The organism is Veillonella parvula (assembly GCF_032550495.1).
Lineage (GTDB): Bacteria > Bacillota > Negativicutes > Veillonellales > Veillonellaceae > Veillonella > Veillonella parvula_G.
The window spans coordinates 110,684-128,951 of record NZ_JAWFZJ010000004.1; the positions used below are offsets into that span (position 1 = coordinate 110,684).

The following is an 18,268-nucleotide window of genomic DNA, read 5'->3' on the forward strand; positions in this document are numbered from 1 at the left end:
CGTTAATACTCTATACATAAGTAAAGAGATGGCTAGATGCCATCTCTCACTATTAATCTCGACGACCACCTCGGCCTCCGCGTTTTCCTTCGGTATTGCGTTTTAAATCGTGTAATCGTTCATTACTATCGCGCAAGAATGATTTCATCTTCGCTTCGAAAGACTCTATACTTTGTTTCGATTGAACACGATGAGGACGTTTTTCTTCGTCCATACCCTCTTTAGGTTGTGTTTGACGAATCGAAAGGCCAATTTTATTACCATCAATGGATAAAACCTTAACCTTTACCGGATCCTCAACCTTTAAAAGAGTATTAATATCTTCGACATACCCATGAGCTACTTCAGAAATATGAACTAACCCTGTTTGTTTTTCTCCTAAATCAACAAATACGCCGAATTTTGTAATACCTGATACGGTACCATCAATAATGTTACCAACTTCGATTGCCATGCAACCTCCTAATTAATGCGGAAACCTTAAACTACAAACTGATGAAAAGAAAAAATAATAGAATACACTCTATTTTACATATGGTACTTCACCAGGTTTTACCAATCCTAGCTCCTCACGAGCAACCCCTTCTATGGTCTTTGGATCTTGTAACCTGGCCTTTTCCTGTTCTAACTCTTCATTTCGCTGCTGTAACTCTTGCAATTGTTGCTCTATATGTTGTTTTTCTTGATATACAGCCACCAAGCGATAAGCCTGCCCTAACAGTAACAGCACCATAATCCCTATGCCAATTCGCTTGATCCACATGAGGATAATACGCTGATCCTGTGCTTTGCGATTAGGACGAACCCGTTTGCGCGGCCTTTTTGGGCGTTGTACATCCATAGTGTCCTGAGTCATAATGTCCCCCAAATATTCATCATCTGTATACTGTCATTTTTAGATTATACCACATAACAGAGCTTGGGACTAAAGAAAATTACAGATATTTCTCATTAAGAACGGTAACATAAATCCGTATAAATTTAAAACTCCATATGCAATGTAAACTTTCTATATACAAAAGTAAACATCCACTTACATAGACTCAGCCTTTACAACATGTTCACGAATGACAGCACAAGAAGTTTTAAATAAGGCTAGCTCTTCATTGGTTAGTTGCAGTTCAAAAACATCTTCGATACCATCTTTACCAATAACAGCAGGAGTAGATGCAAATATTCCTTCTTCTCCATATTGTCCATCTAAATAACAGGAGCAAGGCAATACCTTCTTTTCATCATGGAATACGGCGCGAATCAATTCTGTGGTAGCACTAGCAATCCCAAACTCCGTAGAGCCTTTACCAGCTAGTACATGATAGCCACCAATTTTAACATCATCTAGTACTTTTGTATGGTCAAGTTTAGGAAATCTATGAGGTAGCTCTCGATATAATTCTAAAAGTGGTTTACCTTGTATACAGACATGGGACCACGGCACCATGGCACTACCTCCATGTTCACCTAAACAGTAGGCCGTAATAGAGCGATTACTAATAGTAAAGATATGAGCTAATTCTTTTTGTAATCTAGCTGAGTCTAGCGCTGTTCCCGTTGAAATGATACGTTTAGGATTCCACTCAAGATGTTTACATAAATAAGTGGCTACTACATCAGCGGGATTAGAAATCGAAATGATAAAGCCTTTGAAGCAAGATTGCTTGATACGTGGAATAACATCTTTAAGTACAGCTACGGTTTCACCAAGACTCTCGAGACGATCTTGATACAAATTCGGCAAAGGTCCCGCACTAAAAACGAGAATATCACAATCTCCACATGCTTCAATAGGACCTGATGTAGCAGTTACTTGATATGGGATATAGCTAACGGCATCATTAATATCCATAGCTTGCGCTTGAGCTTTTTTCTCGTCAATATCCATCATATATAATTCATCAACCTCACCTTGTAAGGCCAAAGAAAATGCCACATGAGAGCCTACATGTCCAGTACCAATAATACCTACCTTGCGTAACTTCATAAGAGCCTCCATACCTTAGCATAAAACGATAACATATCCTCAAATGCCAATCATTTAAATCACGTATATCCGTATATGATTTACCTTAATAGAATCATAACTCATTTAAATTCATCTCATCCAAATTGAGTGGGAACAAATCTTTTTCTTCCATCGCTTGAGGAGATTTTTCTAAATATTGTTTACGCATGGACCATAAGATATCCAAATCTTTAGGATCTAATTTGGATAAAGCATATATCATAGTAAAATCAGAACCATAATGTCCACGTAAACTATCAGGCACACCCTTAGAGCCTTCACCACTAATGCGATTATTAAAAAAACCTTGGATGCGACGATTATCTAAATCTATAATAATAAAACCTGATCCATCATACACATATAATGTATGATTAACACGTTTTAATGCACGTACTGTATTCGTAATAAAATACTGGTCCTTCAAATCAATGAGAGACGACTCATAACCAGAATGGTAAAAGTCACCATAATAATGGGCCCCTCCATCGGTAGAGTCCAACAAACTTTTAAATTCGTCTTGCTCATCATTACTGAAGTCAGACAATGCTTTTACCTTTGTTATATTCCGTAAACCTCGTTGGTAATCATCCGATTTAGGAGGTTCTATATGTTGCCCTCTAAAGGTAATGGGCATCAAGCGAAGTGTATTATCAGATAAATTATAAATCCCTAGTCCTTCATAACCTAAGAAGTACACTTGTGAGCCACTGGTCTTCATCGCTAATATTCGTTTTGAAATAATGGCATCACTAGAATTAACCAGTGTATGCGCTTCTGGATCAATACGTACTGTTTTACTATCATAATTTGCCCCTACAGCAAGCCAGTAAGATATGCCCATTATAATAAGTGCCAGTACAAATAATCCAATACGTTTTATATTCATCTACGCTCTCCATGACTCCCCAATCATAAAACGTAAAAGCATGCGTACAATATGTATCGTGTTTACAATGTATCTAACATTAGCTTATATACGATTCTAGCTTATACCTCCAATTGAGATAATCGGTCGGCAACCTTAACCCCTTTATATGTGAAAGTTGGTAACAGCTGAGATAGCGGTTCTAGTACAAAATTACGATTCCAAAAATGAGGATGCGGTATCACAAGACTTTCATCACACAGAGAAATCATTTTCCCCTCTGTATCGTACACTAAAATAATATCCAAATCTAATGTGCGAGGGCCCCAATGAATCAATCGTTTTCGTCCAGCCGCCTGCTCTAATTGCTGAATAAGGCTGAGCATTTGATGTGGTTCTAAAGTGCTTTCACAAGACCATACGCCATTAACAAAGATATCTTGTTCCGTATATCCCCACGGCTCAGTTTCAATAAGAGAAGAAGTGACTAGCTTAGAAATTTCCCCATGTTGTTGTAAGGATTGAAAAGCAGAATTAATGTGGTCTCTCTTGTCCCCTATATTCGAGCCTACACTGATGTAATAGGTATACATCAAATTTGTCCTCTTGTAGTGATAACCTCAACATAATCCAAAATACCTGAAATCGGTACAGATGGTTTACGCACCGTTACAGAGAGACCTACAATACCTTGATAATGTTGGTACAAGGAATCGGCGATAAGCGTCCCTAATCGTTCTAAAAGATTGTAGTTTTCACCAGTCATAATCGCTTCTACAATTTCATATACCTCTACATAATTGATTGAGTCCTCTAATTGATCACTTTGACCGGCCTTTGTAAGATCAGTTATTATTTCTACATCTACAAAAAATCGTTGTCCTTGTTCTTGCTCAGATGCCAAATTTCCGTGGTATCCGTAGAATGCCATATTTTTTAAAACGATTCTATCCATTATTCACCTCGTAACAAGCCGTCTGCTACTGCTAAGGCGCGTTTGTGCATTTTCACATTGTGAACACGCACCATATCAACACCTTGGAATACACCTGTAATACAAGCTGCTACCGTACCTTCATCGCGATCTGCTGGAGGCAATCCGCCTAACATAGATCCGATGAAACGCTTGCGGCTCGGCGCAAGTAAAACAGGATATTCATAAGCGGTTAACTCACCCAAGCGTTGCACAACTTCAATATTTTGTTCTTCAGTTTTACCAAAGCCAATACCTGGATCAAGCCAGATTTGTTGTGGCGTTACCCCCTCTTTCAACGCTTTATCGATAGCACAGAAGAAGAACGCTTTCATATCTTCAATGATATCACCATAATTTGTATCATTACTATTATGCATGATGATAACAGGTACCTTATATTTAGCCACCACCGCGGCCATGTCAGGATCATAATGTAATCCCCATACATCATTTAAAATATGTGCCCCTTTAGAGAAAGCATATTCTGCAGTTTTAGCATGATATGTGTCAATAGATACAGGCACTGTAGAGGCCTGTAAGACAGGCTCTATTAATAGAGATAAGCGTTCTATTTCCTCGTCTGCGGTCAAAGGTGTAGAACCAGGGCGTGTAGATTCAACGCCTAAATCGATAATATCTGCACCATCTTCAATCATTTGTTTTACATGCGCTGCTGCTGTTTCTGGTGTGTTGAATTGACCTCCATCAGAGAAGGAATCAGGTGTACCATTCAGTATCCCCATAATAAGGGTTCGATCGCACAAAGACAAACTTTTGCCATCATTCCATGTATAATTTCTACGTTTAAACATTTACCTGTCCTCCGCCTAACATTGCCAACGCTTCATCTCTTAATGTGCCCTTTTCGGCTAATACGCCTCGGCTTTCTAATGTAATAACCTTTGAATCTTGCTGCATGGTACCTTTGATGAGCATACACAACTGAGTCGATGTAATGCGTACAAATACGCCATGAGCAAATAAATCATTCATAATCGCATCAGCTAATTCGGATGCTAATCGCTCTTGTAATTGCGGTCTACGGCTGAGGATATTCACGATATCTTGAAACTTACTAAGTCCTGCCACACATCCATCCTTAGGTTGGTACACGATATCTACGGTACCAAAAAAAGGCAATAAATGATGCTCACACATGGAGTAAAACGGAATCCCTGTAACTGCTACGAGACCTTTATAGTCTGTACTAAAAGTCTCTCCCCATGCAGCTTTCGTATCTAATCCTACACCGCTGAATAATTCACTATATAATTCTGTTACACGACTTGGTGTCTTCTCTAATTCTGGTGCCTCTGTATCAACAGATAAAGCCTCTAAGAATTGCTTTATCCCGTCCTTTGCACGTTGATTCATCGGTCCTCCTAAACGATCTTTGTCGTCCAATCCTCAATATTCCAAATATCCGTAACCCAACCTTGATAAAATTCGGGCTCATGACTAACCAGTACAATCGTACCTTTAAAATCACGCAATGCTCGGCTCAGTTCTTCCTTCGCATATATGTCTAAATGGTTGGTCGGTTCGTCTAGCACCAACACATTGTACTTATTCTGCATGAGCTTACATAGGCGAACCTTTGCATTCTCACCACCAGATAATACGCGCATTTGAGACGTAATATGTTCATTAGTAAGGCCACAACGAGCTAATGCTGCACGCACCTCTGCATTGGTCATAGCAGGATATTCATTCCAAATATAGTCTAACGCTGTTTCAGAATTGGATGGCGTATCCTCTTGGGCAAAATAACCTACTTGTAAGAACTCACCTTTTACCAACTCACCACTAACAGGCTTCAATAAACCTAAAATAGTTTTTAACAGCGTAGTTTTACCTAGACCATTGACACCGCGAATAGCAATCTTTTTATTTCTTTCAATTTGAAAGTCTACTGGTCTAGTTAATGGTTCATCATAACCTAATTGCAATCCGAAAGCCTCTACGATAAAGCGACTTGGTGTACGGCCTTCTTTAAAACCAAAGCTAGGTTTAATATACTCTTTTGGTTTTTCTAAGATTTCCATCTTCTCTAAGCGTTTAGCTCGAGAGTTCGCCATACCGCGCGTTGCAACGCGAGCTTTGTTACGTTGAATAAAGTCTTCCATACGCTCAATCTCTTGCTGTTGACGTTCATACGCCTTAGCAGCTTGCGCTTTTTTCACCTCGTAAGCAGCTTGGAACTGATGATAATCACCAGTATAACGCGTAAGCACCGCTTGTTCGATATGGTAAATAACATTAACTACGGAATTTAAAAACTCCATATCATGAGAAATCAAGATAAATGCATTTTCGTAATTTTGCAAATAGTTTTGCAACCATTGAATATGCTCTACATCAAGATAGTTTGTAGGTTCATCCAACAATAGAATAGTCGGTTTCTCTAGTAAAAGCTTTGTGAGCAAAACCTTTGTACGTTGACCACCACTGAGTTCTGTTACATCTCGGTCCAAGCCGATATCCACAAGGCCCAAGCCTGCAGCCGTACGCTCAATAACCGCATCAATTTCATAGAACCCACGTTGCTCAAGAATTTCTTGCCATTCCCCTACCTGTTCAAGTAGCTTATTCATTTCATCTTCGGATACATCACCCATACGATTATACGCATCGTTAATATTTTGCTCCATGACGAACAAATCATCAAAAGCACGTTGTAATACATCACGGATGGTCATACCTTTTTCAAGAACAGCATGTTGATCCAAATACCCAACAGTTACCTGATTGGACCATTCAATTTTCCCCTCATCAGGTGGCAATTTACCTGTAATGATATTAAGAAACGTAGATTTACCTTCACCATTAGCACCAATGAGGCCTACATGTTCACCTTTTAGCAAGCGGAATGATGCATCATCTAAAATTTGTCGCGCTCCAAAACCATGGGTTACATTTGAAACGGTTAACACACTCATATCTATCTCCACCGGAATAAAAGCCGTCTTGTTGAAGACGGCTTATTTCATACTTACTTAAATATTATATCTATTGTACCTTTTTGACCTCTATATGTCAAAACTTAGGTAATCACGTAGCAAGGCATATCGCAAGGCTACAACAGCCATAATTTTAGCTCCTTTAATAGCTTGTGCCAATCCATAGTCAGAACCTGCTGCACAAGTGAATTCTGGCGTATGCGCTTCTAATCCCAAACCAATTTGCAACGTAGGCTGCGCCGTAGGCACTTCATAGGACACATTACCTACATCAGTACTACCATCAGCCTCATCATCAGGCAATATACGAGGTGTTTCACCAAACTCAGTCATCACATCCTTAAAGAGATCTAATAATCTTTTATCTTGACGCATATCCTTAAAGAGTGGCTCATAATGATGCATTTCAACTTGAGTACCATAGGATGCTGCAATCTCTTGAGCAGCCGCTTTGATAGCCGGCAAAATAATACCTTCTAAATCATCCACTGTACTACCACGAACAGTCATGCGAATCGTAGCCTTTGGTGTAACCACATTTGGCGCTGTACCTGCTTCGGTAAAAATGGCCCCCACAATAGCCCCTTTAGGAAAGGTTCTCTTTAACTCTTTTATTTTTTGATATAATTCTACCGCACAATCTAAGGCATTAATTCCTGAATCTGTTAAGGATGCAATATGACAGGAGCGCCCATGGAAGGTAACCTCTAGTGGGTGTGTCGCTAAGGATGTGCCCCCCACCTCATTTTCACCGCCAGGATGAATAATAAGCGCCGCCTCATAGCCCTTAAATAAACCAGCCTCTGCCATATATACCTTACCACCGATAGTTTCCTCTGCAGGGCAACCAAAGAATGTTGTACCCCAATCCTGTGGTGCACTTTGACTGAAAGCAACAGCAGCACCTAAGCTCATCATGGCAATAAGATTATGACCACAACCATGACCGAGCTCAGGTAAGGCATCATATTCTCCTAAGAATGCGATTTTATATTTAGCATTACCTCTATAGTCGGCTCTTAACGCGGTTTGTAACTCACGTATATCGGTGAGCCCTACTTGAGATATAAAATTCTGTTTTTCTAAGAATTGGTGAATTGCCTTTACTGCTTTATGCTCATTCAAGCCCAATTCTGGATTATCGTGTAAATATAAGGAAACAGCACGTAATTCCTGTGCCATACTATCTATGATGGCACAGGCACGAGCCTCTCGTTCTTGTAGTGTCATAACTCCCCTTATTATTATCTAATATCTTTGTTATCTAATATCTTATTTCCTAATATTTTATTACCTAATATCTCGGTAACTACTATTTTTATCTAATATCTATTTATCTGTTTGTCTGTTAACTAAAATCGTTCACCTAAAAGCTCTTATCTATTTCGTATAAGGATGAACGATGATGGTATTAGAAATATATCTAAAGCTAATCGTCGCTCCTAGCGGTAAGGTTTGATGTGGTGAACCATGTCCCGTTGGCACATAGCATACAAAAGGATCTGGTAATTCTGGTTTTCTATTTTCCTCCATGTATCGCAATGTTTCATAACCTAAGTCATAATCACGTTCATCTTCATCTCCTTCACAATCTGTAAAGGTGCCAATCACTAAGCCTTTAATGCAGCTCAACAAACCACTGAGGCGAAATTGTTGTAACATACGATCCAGCTTATAAGGAGCCTCCCCTACATCTTCAATAAATAGTAAGGTATCCTCCCAAGATTCATCCTCTAAAAAATAAGGTGTTCCTGACAGAACGGATAATATCGTCATATTACCACCACGCAAAATCCCTTCTCCTAGCTCGGTACCAATCGCACCTCTAGGAGGTTCTGGCAAAGGTTCTATGACTTTTAATTTACCTTCTAAAACATTAAATAATGCATCAATATCTGCCTTACGCTCTGCTTTAAAATCTACCCCCATAGGCCCATGATACGTAATAAGGCGACTGTATCGATTAATAGCCATATGGAGCGCTGTACAATCACTGTATCCAATAAAAGCCTTACGATACTTGCGAATCGCTTTATAATCCAGTCGTTCTAAATAGCGCATCGTGCCATAACCACCCCGTAAAGCGAGCACCGCATCACAAGGAGCTGTAGTCATCATGTATTGAAACTCTGCGGCTTGCTCCTCAGGTGTGCCTCCATATAGCCCCTTTCGGCTTGCACTTTCACCCACAAGCACCTTATAGCCTTTAGCCTTACAAATTTCTTCTATTCTATGTAAATCTTCATCGCTTGCACTAGCAGGTGCCATAATACCTATGGTCATTCCCGGTGCCAAACGTTTTGGTTCAATCCAGTTCATATACCCTCACAAAATACAACAAAAGACGTACATCAGGTGTACGTCTTAAGTGTATCTTATTTGTATGCTTTTTTAAAGTCAACAAGTCCCAATGTGGTCCAGAAATAATTTTGAATTGTTCCATTTGTCACATATGGTTGTGTTGTAAAGTACAACGGCATAACAAGAGATTCATCAAAAATCATCTTTTCTGCTTCATGCATCAACGCATCACGAGCCGCCCCATTTGGAGTTGTACGAATACGTGCAATCAACTCATTATACTCATCACTATGATACTGACCATCGTTATCTTCAGCAGAGAATACCTCTAAGAAGTTTTGTGGATCACTATAATCGGCAACCCAAGAAGCGCGAGCTACTTGGTACTTGCCAGCTTCACGGTCTGCTAAGAATACCTTTGTCTCTTGATTTTGTAAGCGTACATCTGCACCAAATGCATTTATCCATGCATCTTGAATCGCTTCTGCAATAGCTTTATGTAATTCACTTGTATTATACAAAATCGTAATTTGCGGCAATGGACGATTCTTGCCATAGCCAGCCTTTTTCAGGATTTCCTTGGCTTGCTCTACATCTTCGTATACGAGATAGCTACCAGCTTCACGGAAGTCTTCACGACCATTGCTTTCAAGCATACCATATGGTACGAACGCATAAGCTGGTTCTTTACCGCCTCTAACAATATTATTAACAATATTAGCACGGTTGATAACCATAGAAAATGCTTTACGCACATCTGGATCTGTGAAAGGTTCTGCTTTCACATTGAATACGTAATAGTAGTTACCAAGCATAGGTCCAATATGTAATAGGCCGGCTTCTTCTAGACGTTTTTGATCCGCTACAGGAGGCTCAACCGTCATATCAGCTTCGCCACCTTCAACTAAGGTAAGGCGTGTACTTTGAGACTCACTAATAGGCCAATTCATTTTCTCTGTCTTCACAGATTCTGCATCCCAATAGTTTGGATTCTTAATGAAATCCATTTCCCCATTATGCTTCCAAGAAAGTAAACGGTATGGACCATTGGATACTATAGTTTCCGCATTAGCTGCCCAATTTTCATGAGTCTCTACTACCTTTTTGCTCACTGGATAATAGCTATGAGACGCTAATAGTTTCAAGAAATAAGCTGTTGGATTTTCTAAGGTAACTACCAATGTATCCTCATCAGTAGCCTTAACACCAACCTCTTCAGCCGTGGCTTTGCCAGTATTAAAGGCTTCGCCATTTTTCAATACATATAGCATATATGCATTGTCCGCATGAACTTCAGGGTCTAATACGCGCTTCCAAGCGTATTCAAAGTCATAAGCCGTCAAAGGCTCTCCATTGGACCATTTTAAATTAGGTCGTAAATGGAAGGTATACTCACGACCATCATCGGAGATGTCCCAATTTTTAGCAAGTGCTGCTTCAGGTTCACTTTCATCATTCAAACGAACTAGACCGTCGAATAATTGAAGTTGAACCGTAGCCTCCGGAGAGGTAGTAGACTTTGCGGGATCCAATGTGGATGGTTCCTGCTCAATAACATAGCGGATTGTGTGTTCATCGATTGGTTGAACACCACGAGGGTACCCAAATACGAATAAGAGTACGCTCACCCCTAGAGCGAGGACCATGAGTTTTAACAAGTTTCGTTTATCCATCATGGCAATGCTTCCTCTACAAATTCTTTCATGATGCGCCCAACTCGAGCGCCTAACTCTTTGCCTCGGTCATTATCGATATCGCTCATTAAAAGGATAAAGCAGAAATGACCTCTAAATGTTTCTATTACACCCCCATCATGCTCTACGCGATCAAGGGATCCTGTTTTATGGTGAAAGCGTATGCCTTCTCCCCAGTAAAATGGTAAGATATCACGGAATTGTTGGCGACCTAAAATATTCCACATTTCTCGGCCATAAGCATCTCTATCACGACATTCAAAAATGTGTTTATACAAACGAGCTAACGACATAGCTGTAATGTGATTATCACGACCTTCAGCTAGAGCGTTAAGGTCCATCATCATGCGATTAAGCTCAATCTCATCCACACCAAGCTTTTCTGCACGAGCATTAATATTTTCCATGTCGAGCACTGTGATGAGTAGATTTGTTGCGATATTATCACTAAGAACCATCATGAGACGGCATAACTCAAGATATGTAAAACTATGTTTACCAACTAACTCTTGTAGTGCGCCGCCACCTTCAACGCGTGGAGTTCTAGATAAAGGAACTGTATCATTAATGTCCAATTGCTCCGTACGCGCTAAATGAAAGACATATTCCATGATAAGTACCTTAATTAAACTCGCACTAGAATGTACAGTATTTTCACCTCTAGCTGCGATGAGTGTTGGTTCCTCTTCATCATCAAATTGTAGCACCGCATAAGATATATTCCCTGCTGGTGCCAATTCTTTAATGACTGTATCTAGTTGATGTTCCAAGGACTTGCCAACAATTAGTTTTTCCATACTATTCTCCCATTATATGTGCCAGCATGCGATGCGGCGATCTGCCCAATCTCGAAGTGGCGGACGTTCTGTAAAACAACGACCTTCCGCTTCTGGACATCGACCACTAAACAGACACCCTTTTGGTGGGTCTAGTGGATTTGGTGGATCCCCTTTAAGAGGTGCCCCAATTGGTGCATGTGGCATAACTGGACCATTTAAGGCCGTCAATGCACGGGTATACGGATGCTGAGGGAATTCATATAAATCCAATGCAGGACCTTCTTCCATGACGGCACCTAAATACATAACAACCATGCGATGACTAATGTAGCGCACCATATTTAAATCATGAGAAATAAAGAGGTACGAAATACCATGTTGTTCTTGTAACCGTTCTAGTAATGTCATAATTTGCACTTGGATAGATACATCTAACGCAGAAATCGGCTCATCACAAATGATACATTGAGGCTCCATAATAAGAGCCCGTGCAATGCCGATACGTTGACGTTGCCCACCAGATAGTTCATGAGCATAACGCTCACCAAATGACATATTTAAGCCAACTTGGTCAAGCACCTCTTTTACACGAATCACGCGATCTCGGGGTGTATACTTTGGATTCAATTCTAAAGGCTCCTCTAAAATTGCATTAACCGTAAGCCGCGGATTAAGGGATGCATAAGGATTTTGAAATACCATTTGCATCACCGGGTGAACAGACTCTCTATCCACATAAGGGTTGATATGTCGACCATTCATATAAATAGAACCAGATGTAGCTTGATATAAACCCATCAAAGTGTAACCAAATGTAGATTTACCACATCCAGATTCCCCTACGATACCTAAGGTTTCCCCTGGTGATTGATATAGACTCACGCCTTGTACGGCGTGTACCGTTTGTTTTGGCTTAAATAAGCCGCCTGACAGGGTGAACTCTTTAACGAGATTGTCAGTCTCCCATACGTAACTCATTAAAGTCCCTCCAACTTAGCTAACCAACATGTAAACTGGTGACTTTCACCAACATTTGTAACCATCGGAACCCGACTACCGCAGATTCGCATAGCCCATTTACAACGAGGATTAAATGCGCATCCACGAGGTAAATCAAATAGATCAGGTGGTTGACCTTCAACGGCCTTCAATTCACCGTGCCATTTACCTTGAGGCAATGCAAGCAACAGCCCCAAAGTATATGGGTGACGAGGCTCGCTAAAAATACCATCTACTGTAGCAGACTCAACACATTTACCTGCGTACATAACCATAACCCGATCGCAAATTTGAGCAATAACACGTAGGTTATGAGAGATAAAGATGATACCAATGCCAGCCTCTACGGCTAATGTTTGCATAAGGCGCAAAATTTGTGCCTCTGTAGTAATATCAAGAGCTGTTGTGGGCTCATCACAAATCAAAATCTTAGGACGACCGGCTACCGCCATAGCGATACATACGCGTTGACGCATACCGCCACTCAACTCATGAGGATATTGAGACAAACGTCGTTCCGGTGTAGATAGGCCCATCTTCTTCAACAAATCGATGGCAATGGCCCTTTCATCGTAATCTTCACCATACGCATTTGTACGATGGATAACCTCATACATTTGCTCTCCAATGGTCATGATAGGATTCAAGGAGGTCATAGGATCTTGGAACACCATGGCAACCGTCGTACCACGAAGTTCATTCCAATCATCTTCAGTAAATCCTAAACAATCATGACCATCAATCATGAATGTATCCGCTTTAATTTTAGTTTTACCATATGGCAATAAGCCCATTAAAGAGTTAACTAAAACGGATTTACCACACCCAGATTCCCCGACTATACCTAAAATCTCACCAGGATATAAAGAAATATCTTGATTGCGAATAACTCGCAACGGACCTTGGAAGGTATTGATGGTAATAGATACATTACGTACATCAACAATAGCATTATTCATTATCTATCTCCTTCCTTAGGGTCTAATACATTACGTAAACCGTCGCCAAAAAATGCGAAACCAAGCATGGTAATACTAATAGCAACAGCTGGGAAAATCAATTGGAATGGATAAGAGCGCATGCTACTAATACCTTCAGAAGCTAATACACCCCAGCTCGCCATAGGTGCATTTACACCTAAGCCGATAAAACTAAGGAATGCTTCTGTAAAAATTGCCTCTGGAATAGCCAATGTTAAAGTAATAATGATAGGCCCTACACAGTTTGGCAAAATATGACGCAATAAAATGCGATGCTTCGGAATACCCATGGCTTCTGCAGCGATGATGTATTCTTCGTTTTTAACTTTCAAAATTTGGCTACGTACGATACGGGCCATATTAAGCCAATACGCAATCCCCAACGCTACGAAAATAGATGTAAGACCAGGTCCAAGTACAACCATCAACAAGATAACGTATAGTAAAAGTGGAATGCCGTACAAAACATCTACAATGCCCATCATGATGCGGTCTACTTTACCACCCATATAACCTGCAATACCGCCATAGGCAACGCCGATTACAAGGTTGATGAAAGCTGCCACAAAACCAATGGTTAAGGAAATACGCGCACCATACATAACACGCGTATAAATATCACGGCCCAATGTGTCCGTACCAAACCAATGACTAAAGCTTGGACTTTGGTTCGCATCGATTAAAGATTGATCCGCATATGTATAAGGTGAAATAAGTGGCCCTAAGATAGCGAGTACAATCATCACCAAGATGATGCTCGCCCCGACTACGGCCAAACGATTTACCTTAAATCGCTCCCATTTACTAGGACGCTTTATAAAACTAGTAATCTCTTCTTGAGGGGCCTGTTCAATAGGTAAAAAGTCTTCCTTATTCATCTGTCCCCTCCTCTGTTGTAACTCGTGGATCGATTAATGGATAAATCATATCCACCAAAATATTAAGAAATACCACAAGAGCACTATAGAAAATTGTAATACCAAGAATAACTGTATAATCACGGTTATAAATTGATGTTACAAAATACTGACCTAACCCAGGAATCGCAAAAATCGTTTCAACGATAAAGCTACCTGTTAACAAGCTAGCTGCCAATGGGCCTAAGTATGTAATAACTGGCAAAATCGCATTACCTAGTGCATGACGAGTCAAAATGGTCCAAGAACCTAGACCTTTTGCACGAGCTGTGCGAATGTATTCTTGTTGATACACATCAAGTAAACCACTGCGCGTTAAACGAGCAATAAAGGCCATCGGTTGCGCTGCCAATGTCAACACGGGCAACACCATATAAGATGGGCCACGCCATAAAGCCACAGGGAACCAGCCCAGTTCAAAGCCTACAATGTATACAAGGACAGCACCAATAATAAATGTAGGCACAGATATACCGATTGTAGATAATACAGTCACCGCATAATCCACAATACTATTAGGTCTCATGGCGCTGATAGCACCAGCTGTAATACCGCCAACTACAGCTACCATTAAAGATAATAAACCGAGCTGTGCGGAAATTGGAAATGCATCGCTAATAATATCGTTTACACTACGGCCTTCATACTTAAATGATGGGCCTAAGTCACCTGTAATGACGCCACCTAAATAATCTCCATACTGTTTCCACACGGGATCATCAAGATGATATTTAGCCTCAATGCTCGCTTTCACCTGAGGCGGTAATTTTTTTTCTGTTGTAAAAGGCCCTCCCGGTATTGCATGCATTAGTGCAAATGTTACGGTAATGATGACCCATAAGATTATGATTGCGCCACCTAGACGTCGAAATACATACCTCGTCATTGTCACTTTCCTCCATAAAAAGTCTATTCGTTTTATTATACTACATTATGAAGCTAATTTCATGATTAACATCATTACATTTACAGAAAGCCTTACATAACGTACAATAAAATATATATTTATTTGGAGGTATCTATGACAACAGTACCTAGAGTTTTAACAATTCAAGACATGAGCTCCATCGGACGTTGTGCCCTTACCGTTATGATTCCTATCATCAGTGCTATGCGCTGCCAGGCGGTTCCTTTAGCAACGGCGGTACTAAGCAATCACTTAGAGTATCCACACTATGAATTCGTAGATTTATCTGCTCATATGAGAGACTTTATGAACTGTTGGGATAAAAACGAAATTGACTTTCACGCTATCGTAAGTGGTTTCTTGGCATCGCCAGAACAAATTCACCTCGTCAAAGAAGCTATCAATCGATTTGCCTCTAATGACCAGATGGTTATCGTCGATCCCGCAATGGCCGACGATGGTCGCCTCTATTCCATTTATACTCCTGATATGGTTGTAGCTATGCGCCAACTCGTATCTAAGGCTCACATCGTAAAACCAAACTATACTGAGGCTTGCTTCTTATTAGATATTCCATTCTCGACAGACCCTATTAATGAGGATGAATTGCGCAAACGGTGCAAACAGTTACATCACATGGGGCCTGAAATGGTTATCATGACCAGTGTTCCATCGGAAACGCATGCGGTCATTGCCGTCTATAATGGTCCTACAGACCTTTTAAAAACATACTCTATTCCGCTAGTACCTGTAAAAGCTACAGGCACAGGAGATATTTTTACTGCTGTATTATCAGGTGCAGTAATGAGAGGATATTCACCTTATGATGCGGCAGAACTGGCAATGAATTTTACTACCAACGCAATTCAAGCTACGTTAGATACAGTAAAATCAATGAAACATGGTGTTGCATTTGAGCTCATCTTGCCAGAATTAACTCAACTATAAGCTAAAAATAAAGGGGAACTTATGGATTTACTTTATGTCGTATTACGAACATTGCTCATATGTACCATTGGTTTGCTCATTGCATTCCAAGGACGTCGCATGGGCCTATCGATTTTTAACCTGACGGGACGGTTAAATAGACTACAATTTATCATATGCTTCATCGCTTTAATGATTTTATTTCATATTGTCCACTACATAGATAACATGTTCTTGGACTTTGTCGTATCCCTACCTGCATATTGGTTGACTAGAGTCATTATTTGGCTCTTATTGGCAACCCTCTTTCCTTTATCTTGTGTCTTATTTGGCCGTCGTATTCACGACATCGGCTTCAATGCATGGGCAGGAATCCTCTGGTCGGTAATCATGATTTTCATCAATACCTACTCTGCCGTATCTCCATTCAATTACATGCTAGAGCTTTTTATATGGCTCATCGGCTTCCTATTCTGGGTATTACCGGGACAACCTGAGCCTAACCAATACGGTAATCCTCCATTTATGCCTGTAAATCAGCCAACATATGAGTCCGTACAAACTCCTGTATCAAGCAAAAAACAAGAAAACCGCAAGCCAGCTCGAAAACGTCGTAAAAAACGATAACCAAAATTAATAACTTGTAATCAAAAAAACGTATCTCTCATTGATATGTACCCATTTTATTGGATATCCAGTAAAGGTGGGACATATCACATAGAGATACGTTTTTATATTTTATATTTCTTATGACATTAATTCATTAGTAACATCAACTCAATCAATGTACACCCGATATAGGCAATAATAAACTTAACCTTTTGTTTACGCGCTCTATCATCATCTGCAATTTTAAGACGATTTGCAAGGAATCGTTTATCTCGAATTTGCAACAAGAGGTGTTTAATTCGCTCCTGGCTTTCATTTGCTGTATCCTCATCACAATCAGATGTCAATGTAGCTTGTTGCATGAAGATACGACGATGTAGTTTACGCATTTGGATTTTGATATTGTTATGTACAAACGCACTTTGCCACTGTTTGCGAGAATCAAAATACATATACAGATATCGCGGAATATTCATAACTAAGAAGGAAATGATAAAAATCCCTAAGGAAATCAAAAAGTACGTAGAAAATGAGAATTCCAGTGTTTCCGTCGGCAAGTAATGATGCAAGATAACAAATGTAATCCATACACCAATCGGCAACAAAAGAACAGCCGCAATATCAATCGATCGAAGCCAGCTAGTGCGAGTTGGTACATCCGGTACTGTAAAAGTATCTACAGGATCATGGAACGCATAGTAATCTAACTGCAACACAGATTGACTGGTACGCGGGTTTCCCAACAAAACAGGTCCATTGCTACCAATATGGCGCTCAGGCATAGGTATGAATTTCTTCACTTGCGTATTAGGCAATAAGTCAAACTGAATAATCCCTTTCTTCTCAAAGCGTACAGTAGATCCTTTTTCTCCCAATGCAATAGGGTTAAAGAATATACCAAAGAGACTGAGACACCAGTTCCCCAACAAGTGTAAAATGGAGTTCAAAATAAACCCACCTGTATCTATATTATTTGTATCAAGTCGAATTGCAAAAGATGATGAATAATCATCAAACCATAAATCCTCTAAGGTGAATTCCACATTAATCACATTCCCCCATTTTGTAATTATGGATAGGAATATTTGATTGTTTGGTTCAAATTCAAATGTTATAGCATAAAAGAACCAATGATTGCGAAGAGCGGCACGCAACATGCGATTAACCATATCTTCTTCTATATATAGTAGACGATGGTCAAACAAATCTTGTTCTAAAGGTGCTTTTTCTAGTACGGGCGCCTTATCCACCACCGCATCTCGATCAGATAATGCTTCATCCACCAAAGCTCGTAATTTGGTGAAGATTTTAGTCATAACCCCTCCAAGGGTGAAAAATAGCTTTTAACA

The 18,268-nt window shown here is 40.1% G+C and carries 20 protein-coding genes; 2 read left to right on the top strand and 18 right to left on the bottom strand.

Annotated features, from left to right (window positions below; translation table 11 throughout):
- Window positions 1-52 precede the first annotated feature (52 nt).
- The 17 genes from E6X37_RS08860 to E6X37_RS08940 all read right to left on the bottom strand — a co-directional run bounded on the left by E6X37_RS08860 (window position 53) and on the right by E6X37_RS08940 (window position 15,362).
- Window positions 53-454 carry a S1 RNA-binding domain-containing protein gene (locus tag E6X37_RS08860; RefSeq protein ID WP_012864039.1) on the bottom strand — a complete coding sequence of 134 codons (402 nt, stop codon included), beginning with the start codon at window positions 452-454 and terminating at the stop codon, window positions 53-55.
- Between the two features lie 69 nt (window positions 455-523).
- Window positions 524-856 (bottom strand): FtsB family cell division protein, encoded by a 333-nt coding sequence (locus E6X37_RS08865; RefSeq protein ID WP_004698500.1) that lies wholly within the window; start codon window positions 854-856, stop codon window positions 524-526.
- 177 nt (window positions 857-1,033) lie between these two features.
- Window positions 1,034-1,981, bottom strand: coding sequence for an L-lactate dehydrogenase (locus tag E6X37_RS08870; protein WP_316689752.1), 948 nt, complete (start codon window positions 1,979-1,981; stop codon window positions 1,034-1,036).
- A gap of 94 nt (window positions 1,982-2,075) precedes the next feature.
- Window positions 2,076-2,891: a hypothetical protein gene (locus E6X37_RS08875; protein ID WP_287507799.1), complete on the bottom strand. Its 816-nt coding sequence runs from the start codon at window positions 2,889-2,891 to the stop codon at window positions 2,076-2,078.
- A 101-nt stretch (window positions 2,892-2,992) separates the two neighbouring features.
- The gene (gene folK, locus E6X37_RS08880) at window positions 2,993-3,463 is read right to left on the bottom strand and encodes a 2-amino-4-hydroxy-6-hydroxymethyldihydropteridine diphosphokinase (RefSeq protein ID WP_316689753.1); all 471 of its coding nucleotides are present in this window, start codon (window positions 3,461-3,463) and stop codon (window positions 2,993-2,995) included.
- The gene (folB, locus tag E6X37_RS08885) at window positions 3,463-3,825 is read right to left on the bottom strand and encodes a dihydroneopterin aldolase (protein WP_058948500.1); all 363 of its coding nucleotides are present in this window, start codon (window positions 3,823-3,825) and stop codon (window positions 3,463-3,465) included. Before folB ends, folK begins: the two co-directional genes overlap by 1 nt.
- Window positions 3,825-4,658, bottom strand: coding sequence for a dihydropteroate synthase (gene folP, locus E6X37_RS08890; protein WP_316055570.1), 834 nt, complete (start codon window positions 4,656-4,658; stop codon window positions 3,825-3,827). The genes folB and folP overlap by 1 nt, the downstream gene beginning before the upstream one ends.
- Window positions 4,651-5,220, bottom strand: coding sequence for a GTP cyclohydrolase I (gene folE, locus E6X37_RS08895; protein ID WP_004698508.1), 570 nt, complete (start codon window positions 5,218-5,220; stop codon window positions 4,651-4,653). Before folE ends, folP begins: the two co-directional genes overlap by 8 nt.
- An 8-nt stretch (window positions 5,221-5,228) precedes the next feature.
- A complete protein-coding gene (locus E6X37_RS08900; RefSeq protein WP_042977186.1) occupies window positions 5,229-6,785 on the bottom strand; it encodes an ABC-F family ATP-binding cassette domain-containing protein in 1,557 nt (518 codons plus the stop codon).
- Between the two features lie 90 nt (window positions 6,786-6,875).
- A complete protein-coding gene (locus E6X37_RS08905) occupies window positions 6,876-8,036 on the bottom strand; it encodes an amidohydrolase (protein WP_287507806.1) in 1,161 nt (386 codons plus the stop codon).
- 150 nt (window positions 8,037-8,186) lie between these two features.
- On the bottom strand, window positions 8,187-9,125 hold the full coding sequence (locus E6X37_RS08910; RefSeq protein WP_058948495.1) for a S66 peptidase family protein: 939 nt from the start codon (window positions 9,123-9,125) through the stop codon (window positions 8,187-8,189).
- Window positions 9,126-9,181: 56 nt separating this feature from the next.
- Window positions 9,182-10,783 (bottom strand): peptide ABC transporter substrate-binding protein, encoded by a 1,602-nt coding sequence (locus E6X37_RS08915; RefSeq protein ID WP_316689754.1) that lies wholly within the window; start codon window positions 10,781-10,783, stop codon window positions 9,182-9,184.
- On the bottom strand, window positions 10,780-11,598 hold the full coding sequence (locus tag E6X37_RS08920; protein ID WP_278467837.1) for a serine hydrolase: 819 nt from the start codon (window positions 11,596-11,598) through the stop codon (window positions 10,780-10,782). The genes E6X37_RS08915 and E6X37_RS08920 overlap by 4 nt, the downstream gene beginning before the upstream one ends.
- A gap of 12 nt (window positions 11,599-11,610) precedes the next feature.
- Complete coding sequence (locus E6X37_RS08925) at window positions 11,611-12,558, bottom strand: ABC transporter ATP-binding protein (protein ID WP_024060953.1); 948 nt, start codon at window positions 12,556-12,558, stop codon at window positions 11,611-11,613.
- Window positions 12,558-13,538, bottom strand: a complete 981-nt coding sequence (locus tag E6X37_RS08930; RefSeq protein ID WP_058948494.1) for an ABC transporter ATP-binding protein — start codon at window positions 13,536-13,538, stop codon at window positions 12,558-12,560. The genes E6X37_RS08925 and E6X37_RS08930 overlap by 1 nt, the downstream gene beginning before the upstream one ends.
- On the bottom strand, window positions 13,538-14,437 hold the full coding sequence (locus E6X37_RS08935) for an ABC transporter permease (RefSeq protein ID WP_316059743.1): 900 nt from the start codon (window positions 14,435-14,437) through the stop codon (window positions 13,538-13,540). The genes E6X37_RS08930 and E6X37_RS08935 overlap by 1 nt, the downstream gene beginning before the upstream one ends.
- A complete protein-coding gene (locus tag E6X37_RS08940; RefSeq protein ID WP_024061140.1) occupies window positions 14,430-15,362 on the bottom strand; it encodes an ABC transporter permease in 933 nt (310 codons plus the stop codon). The genes E6X37_RS08935 and E6X37_RS08940 overlap by 8 nt, the downstream gene beginning before the upstream one ends.
- 135 nt (window positions 15,363-15,497) lie before the next feature.
- Between E6X37_RS08940 and E6X37_RS08945 the strand changes: the two genes are divergently transcribed.
- Together E6X37_RS08945 and E6X37_RS08950 are read left to right on the top strand one after the other, a co-directional pair.
- Complete coding sequence (locus tag E6X37_RS08945) at window positions 15,498-16,331, top strand: pyridoxamine kinase (protein ID WP_316059744.1); 834 nt, start codon at window positions 15,498-15,500, stop codon at window positions 16,329-16,331.
- Window positions 16,332-16,352: 21 nt separating this feature from the next.
- Window positions 16,353-16,937 carry a DUF805 domain-containing protein gene (locus tag E6X37_RS08950; protein WP_298711215.1) on the top strand — a complete coding sequence of 195 codons (585 nt, stop codon included), beginning with the start codon at window positions 16,353-16,355 and terminating at the stop codon, window positions 16,935-16,937.
- Window positions 16,938-17,065: 128 nt separating this feature from the next.
- Here the strand turns inward: E6X37_RS08950 and E6X37_RS08955 are convergent, their stop codons facing one another.
- Complete coding sequence (locus E6X37_RS08955) at window positions 17,066-18,235, bottom strand: hypothetical protein (RefSeq protein WP_004698486.1); 1,170 nt, start codon at window positions 18,233-18,235, stop codon at window positions 17,066-17,068.
- Window positions 18,236-18,268 lie beyond the last annotated feature (33 nt).